Below are 5,253 nucleotides of genomic sequence, written 5' to 3'. Positions count from 1 at the left end.
AGCACGGACATGAGCTCTTTCAACCTGGCCACCGATCGGGTGGCGGTGCCACGAAGAGCTGCAGGTCAGCGACCTAGCGCCGCCTCTGCACGCAGCCAGGCTGAACAAGATTACTGACCGAACTCTACGAGTCGACGGGACCGATGAGGCAACCAACCTCACCATCGGTATGAACCTTCCTCGTGGACTGCCCGTAGTGGTTGTTGGCGCAACCCACGTCGCAACCGGCGCGCCAGCAGGCGGGCCCTGGTATCGGACCCCTCCAGGAAGGGCCCGCCTGCTTCCTTGCGAACCAAGAGACCAAGTGGCAGACCGATCTGAACCAGCCCGTCAGTCGTGGAAACCCTGGGCCTTGACCGGCGGCGGCGTCGGCATGGTGAAGGGCGACCTGTAGTGTGGTTTGCTAGAGCCGGTGACCGCGGGTTGCCGGAAGTGGAGCCAGGTGACCTGGGGCAGACCGGGAGCCTGGCTCGGCGCTTTTCCGGGGTCTTTCAGCAGTCGGTGGAGATCTCGAAGTCGATCACGTTGTCCAGCAGTGCGGTGTACTGCGGGTCTCCGGTGCGTTTAGCACGGACGGCGCCGGCGATGATGTCGGGAGATCCACAGCAGGGGCTCGCTGCTTCCGGGCACATGGTCCGCGCGGAACCGGGTGCCCTTCGGCAGGCGCGTCTGCCGGGCCTGGGCGACCGTCTGGATGTCCCGGTGATTGAGCGTGGGTTCGCGCGCCTCGAGGTAGAGCTGGTCGACGCCGAAGCCGTGCAGCTCGACGATGAGCGCGGTCAGGGACTTGTTCCGGGCGCGTTCCTGCTTCCGCTTGGGCACCGGGGTGCCGATGACCACGACATGGAGCCGCTTTGGGCGGCCACGAGCTGGGCCGCGTCGCGCCGCTGCCTGCGGTCCATCTCGGTCCAGTGGGACTTGCTGGTGTCGCGGGGGCCTTTGAGGCTGCGGATCGCCGCGCGCGCGTCACTGGCGGTCGTGGGATCGATGATGGAGGCGGCGACGATGTAGAAGCCGTTCTCGCTGTTCTCCTGGAAGGACTCATCCAGCCACGCCGGCTTCTGCTCGCCCGTGCCGTGGCTGGCCCCCTGGGTCTGGCTGATCTGTTCACCCCTTGGTTCGGGAAGGGCTGCTTACGGCGCTCTTCTTCGCAGCGGGGCCTTCCCCCGAGAAGGTGGACACGCGGTTAGTGATCACGCGGCGAGGGTGAGTCTAGCGGCGTGGTGTCGGCGTTCGTATGCGTCGGGGCTGAGGTGGCCGTTGGCGGAGTGCCGGCGGCGGGTGTTGTAGCGGGTCAGCCACGGGTGTTGTAGCGGGTCAGCCAGGCGAAGACGGTCCGGCGGCAGCTGCTGGCATCGCCGTAGTCGGGGTCTCCTTGGAGGGTCTCGCGTTGGAGGCGTGGAAGCTTGCGCAGGCCGCGTTGTCGGCGCTGGTGCCGACCGCGCCCATCGAACGGGTCACCCCGAACCGGTCGCAGAGCTCGGCGTAGGCTCGGGAACCGTATTGGGCTCCGTGGTCCGAGTGGAATACGGAGCCGTCCAGGCTGCCGCGGGTCGAGCCGGCCATCCGCAGGGCGTCGGCGACCAGGCTGGTGCGCATGTGGTCGGTGATGGACCACCCCACGACCTTGCGGCTGAAGCAGTCCAGCACGGTCGCGAGTGCTGGCGGGATGATCTCCGCCTACGAAAATCCTGCCAGAGCCACTTAGACCGTGTCCTATGTGGTGAGGCGGACGTTGAGGTCTTCATGGGGCGGGGTACGTGGAGTTGGATTGTTCCGGACGGGCTGTGGGAGATCGCGAAGCCGCTGATCCCGCCGTCGAGGGTGCGGCCGCAGGGCGGCGGGACGCAGGACACGCCTGATGAGACGCTGTTCGCCGCGATCATCTACGTGCTGGTGTCCGGCTGCGCCTGGCGGGCTCTGCCGCCGTGCTTCGGGATATCGAAGTCCACGGCCCACCGTCGGTTCCTGATCTGGTCGCGGGCCGGAGTGTGGGGCCGGTTGCACGAGGAGATTCTGCACCGCCTCGACGACGCCGGCCTGCTCGATCTGTCGCGCGTGGTCCTCGACTCCGCCCACGTGAGGGCGAAAAAGGGGGCGAACTCACTGGTCCGAGCCCCGTGGACCGGGGCAAGCCGGGTTCCAAGATGCATGTCCTGTCGGACGCGAACGGACTGCCCCTCGTCGTCGGTGTCACCGCGGCCAACACCCATGACAGCCAGGCCCTGAAGCCCATGGTGCTCGGTCACCAAACGAGACACGACCCCCATCGCGGCCGACACTTCAAGCCCCAGCGTCTGCATGCCGACAAGGCCTACGACATACCTGAGCTGCGGAAATGGCTCCGCGGGAAACGCATCGGCGTCCGCATCGCGCGCAAGGGCACCGAGTCCTCCGAACGACTTGGCCGCCGCAGGTGGGTGATCGAGCGGACCATGTCCTGGCTGACCGGCTACCGCCGGCTCAACCACCGCTACGAGCGACATCCTCGCAACTACCTGGCCTTCCTCGGCCTCGCTGCAGCCATCTGCTGCTACAAGCGACTCGTCCGCCTCACCACATAGGACACGGTCTTAGTGAGCGTTTTGCTTGTGCTCATGCTGGTTTGATGCGTTTCTGAATCGTCGGCCTCGTAGGGCGACCGCGCCTTATTTGCCGGAATATGTCTGTTCTCGAAGACAGAGGGCCAGGGAATCAGCTCGGTCTGCCCCAGAACATCCTGTCTCGATTACACAAGCACCACTTCGCGGCATACCCTGGCGCATACCAACGCTCCCAATACCCCCGCACACGCCCTCCCCGGCAGGCACCAGCGCCAGTAACCCCACATCATGCGACCGCCTCGCCCCTACCCCAGCGACCTGTCCGACGCGCGATGGGAACTGATCCGCCCCACCCTCGAAACCTGGCGCCAGGCCCGCGCCGGAATCCGCCGGCCCCACCACGACCTGCGGGCCCTGATGAACGCGATCCTCTACGTCGACCGCACCGGCATCCCCTGGCGCTACCTGCCCCACGACTTCCCACCCTGGCAGAGCGTCTACGGCTACTTCGCCCACTGGCAGAACGACGGCATCTTCGACCAGCTCAACGGCCTCCTGCGAAGCCTGCTCCGCCAGGCCGAAGGCCGCGAACCAGAACCCACCGCCTGCCTGCTCGACTCCCAGAGCATCAAGACCTCCGCCAACGTCCACCTCGCCGACCAGGGCATCGACCCCGCGAAAAAGATCATCGGCCGCAAACGGCACATCGCCACCGACACCCTCGGCCTCCTCCTGGCCGTTCTCGTCACCGCCGCCAGCGTCCACGACTCCGCCGCCGGCACCCGCCTCATCGACGACCTCTCCGCCCGCCACCCCACCATCACCAAAGCCTGGGCCGACAACGGCTACAAGAACAAAACCATCGAGCACGCAGCCACCCGCGGCATCGACCTCGAGGTCGTCCAACGCGACCCCCACACCCGCGGCTTCACCGTCCAACCCCGCCGCTGGGTCGTCGAAAGAACCCTCGGCTGGCTCATGCACCACCGCCGCCTGGCCCGCGACTACGAAACCCACCCACACCGATCAGAAGCCATGATCCAAATCGCCGCCATCAGCCTCATGACCCGCCGCCTCACCCACCAGAACACCCCCAACGGGCGCGACACCTGACCACAAAAGAAATAGACAATCGAGAATCAAACGCTCACTTAGAGGTCCTAACAGAAGCTGTTGATCATGTGACTGTCGGCTTGGTTGCTCGTTGCTCCGTTCGTGGCGAAGAGGAACTCCCGGCCGTGGATCGTCTCGGACGAACTGTGGTCGCTGATCGAGCCGTTGCTACCGGTCCCGGCGCCGAAGCTGGTGGCGGGCCGTCCGCGGGTGCCCGACCGGCAGGCTCTGTGCGGGATCCTGTTCGTACTGCACACCGGCATCCAGTGGGAGTACCTACCCCAGGAACTCGGCTTCGGCTCCGGCATGACCTGCTGGCGACGGCTCGCCGCATGGAACAAGGCCGGCGTGTGGAACCAGCTGCACCTGGTCCTGCTCAAGAAGCTGCGCTCGGCCAAGCAGCTCGACTGGTCGCGGGCGGTGATCGACTCCAGCCACGTCCGGGCCGCCCGACGCGGCCCAAAAGCGGTCCCAGCCCGGTCGACCGCGCACGTCCGGGCAGCAAGCACCACGTCCTCGTCGACGGACAGGGCATCCCACTCGCCGTGTCCCTGACCGGCGGAAACCGCAACGACGTCACCCAGCTGATACCCCTGCTCGCCAAGATCCCGTCCGTCGCCGGCCTGGTCGGCCGGCCCAGGCGACGACCGGACACGCTGCTTGCCGACCGCGGCTACGACCACGACAAATACCGCCGCCTCGTCTGGGCTCAGGGGATCAAACCGGTGATCGCCCGACGCGGAGTCCCGCACGGCTCCGGCCTCGGCGTCCACCGCTGGGTAGTTGAACGCACCATCGCCTGGCTGCACGGCTTCCGGCGTCTCCGCGTCCGCTGGGAACGACGCGACGACATCCACGAAGCCTTCCTCGGCCTCGCCACCTGCCTCATCACCCACCGACATCTCCAACGCCTTTGTTAGGACCTCTTAGGGACCGCGACCACATAGCCGACGCCGAGTTCCTCGAGCAGGCGGCGGAACTTCCACTCCTGACCGTAAGCCTCGTCCGCTGTCACCCAGTCCGCGGGCAGCCCCGCGGCCAGGGACGTGGGATAGGTGGCGAACACCCCGATCGGACAGTTGTCGATCTTTCCCGAGGTGCCCGTGTACTGCCAGCCCACTCCGGCCGAGGTGGTGCCTTTCTTGATGAATCCGGTGTCGTCGATGATCAGCACACCGCCCGGTCCGAGTCGTTCGGCGACATGCTCCCGCACGTCGTCACGGACCGCGTCCGTGTTCCAGACGCTTGAGGTCAGCAGTCTATGGAACCCGTCGGGGGTGCGGTGACCTGCGTATTCGGGCAGCTGCCAGCCGTTCTTCCGTGCCACCGGCGCCAGCAGGCCCCGCAGATCGTCACGCATCCGCCACCGCAGATCCGCTCGCGCGAACCGGCCCGCCACCCGCGCGAACACCGACTCCAACTCCGCGGCCCACACCTGGGCCTCAGTCATCCCCACCACGACCTGACAACGACAACAACCAGCTCAGGACACGATCCGCCGCTGGAGTACTAGTACCCCGGGTCGCGTCAGTCGGTGGCGTGTTGTAGGTGTAGGGGCGGCCGGTGGGGGTGGAGTTGTCGATGTCGGCGCCCGGGC

5 protein-coding genes and 1 pseudogene are annotated in these 5,253 nt (G+C 66.6%); 4 read left to right on the top strand and 2 right to left on the bottom strand.

The window, feature by feature from the left end; translation table 11 throughout:
* The first annotated feature begins 501 nt into the window (after nucleotides 1-501).
* A complete protein-coding gene (locus tag ACIP84_RS38645) occupies nucleotides 502-1,011 on the top strand; it encodes a hypothetical protein (RefSeq protein WP_401805082.1) in 510 nt (169 codons plus the stop codon).
* A gap of 182 nt (nucleotides 1,012-1,193) precedes the next feature.
* On the opposite strand, the pseudogene ACIP84_RS38640 reads toward ACIP84_RS38645, so the two are convergent.
* Nucleotides 1,194-1,659, bottom strand: a pseudogene (locus tag ACIP84_RS38640) (transposase); the annotation flags it as partial.
* An 87-nt stretch (nucleotides 1,660-1,746) separates the two neighbouring features.
* Here ACIP84_RS38640 and ACIP84_RS38635 point away from each other — a divergent pair.
* From ACIP84_RS38635 to ACIP84_RS38625, 3 genes are all read left to right on the top strand, one after another.
* Nucleotides 1,747-2,564 (top strand): IS5 family transposase gene (locus tag ACIP84_RS38635; RefSeq protein ID WP_136227413.1). Its coding sequence is split into 2 segments (ribosomal slippage): nucleotides 1,747-2,089 and nucleotides 2,089-2,564, totalling 819 coding nucleotides; the frame shifts between segments, so codons are not numbered across the junction.
* Between the two features lie 267 nt (nucleotides 2,565-2,831).
* On the top strand, nucleotides 2,832-3,656 hold the full coding sequence (locus ACIP84_RS38630; protein WP_401805079.1) for an IS5 family transposase: 825 nt from the start codon (nucleotides 2,832-2,834) through the stop codon (nucleotides 3,654-3,656).
* A 102-nt stretch (nucleotides 3,657-3,758) separates the two neighbouring features.
* A protein-coding gene (locus ACIP84_RS38625) for an IS5 family transposase (protein WP_401805076.1) occupies nucleotides 3,759-4,576 on the top strand; the annotation gives its coding sequence in 2 pieces (ribosomal slippage) (nucleotides 3,759-4,116 and nucleotides 4,116-4,576; 819 coding nt in all).
* On the opposite strand, the gene ACIP84_RS38620 is transcribed toward ACIP84_RS38625, so the two are convergent.
* A complete protein-coding gene (locus tag ACIP84_RS38620; RefSeq protein WP_401805073.1) occupies nucleotides 4,573-5,106 on the bottom strand; it encodes a transposase in 534 nt (177 codons plus the stop codon). The genes ACIP84_RS38625 and ACIP84_RS38620 overlap by 4 nt on opposite strands.
* Nucleotides 5,107-5,253 lie beyond the last annotated feature (147 nt).

Source organism: Streptomyces sp. NPDC088707 (assembly GCF_044752725.1).
In the GTDB taxonomy this organism is placed as follows: domain Bacteria; phylum Actinomycetota; class Actinomycetes; order Streptomycetales; family Streptomycetaceae; genus Streptomyces.
This window is presented reverse-complemented; position numbering and strand designations above follow the sequence as displayed.

Coding starts and splice junctions, on each gene's coding strand:
- ACIP84_RS38620 (WP_401805073.1), bottom strand. CDS start 5,106: ATGACTGAGGCCCAGGTGTGGGCCGCGGAGTTGGAGTCGGTGTTCGCG.
- ACIP84_RS38630 (WP_401805079.1), top strand. CDS start 2,832: ATGCGACCGCCTCGCCCCTACCCCAGCGACCTGTCCGACGCGCGATGG.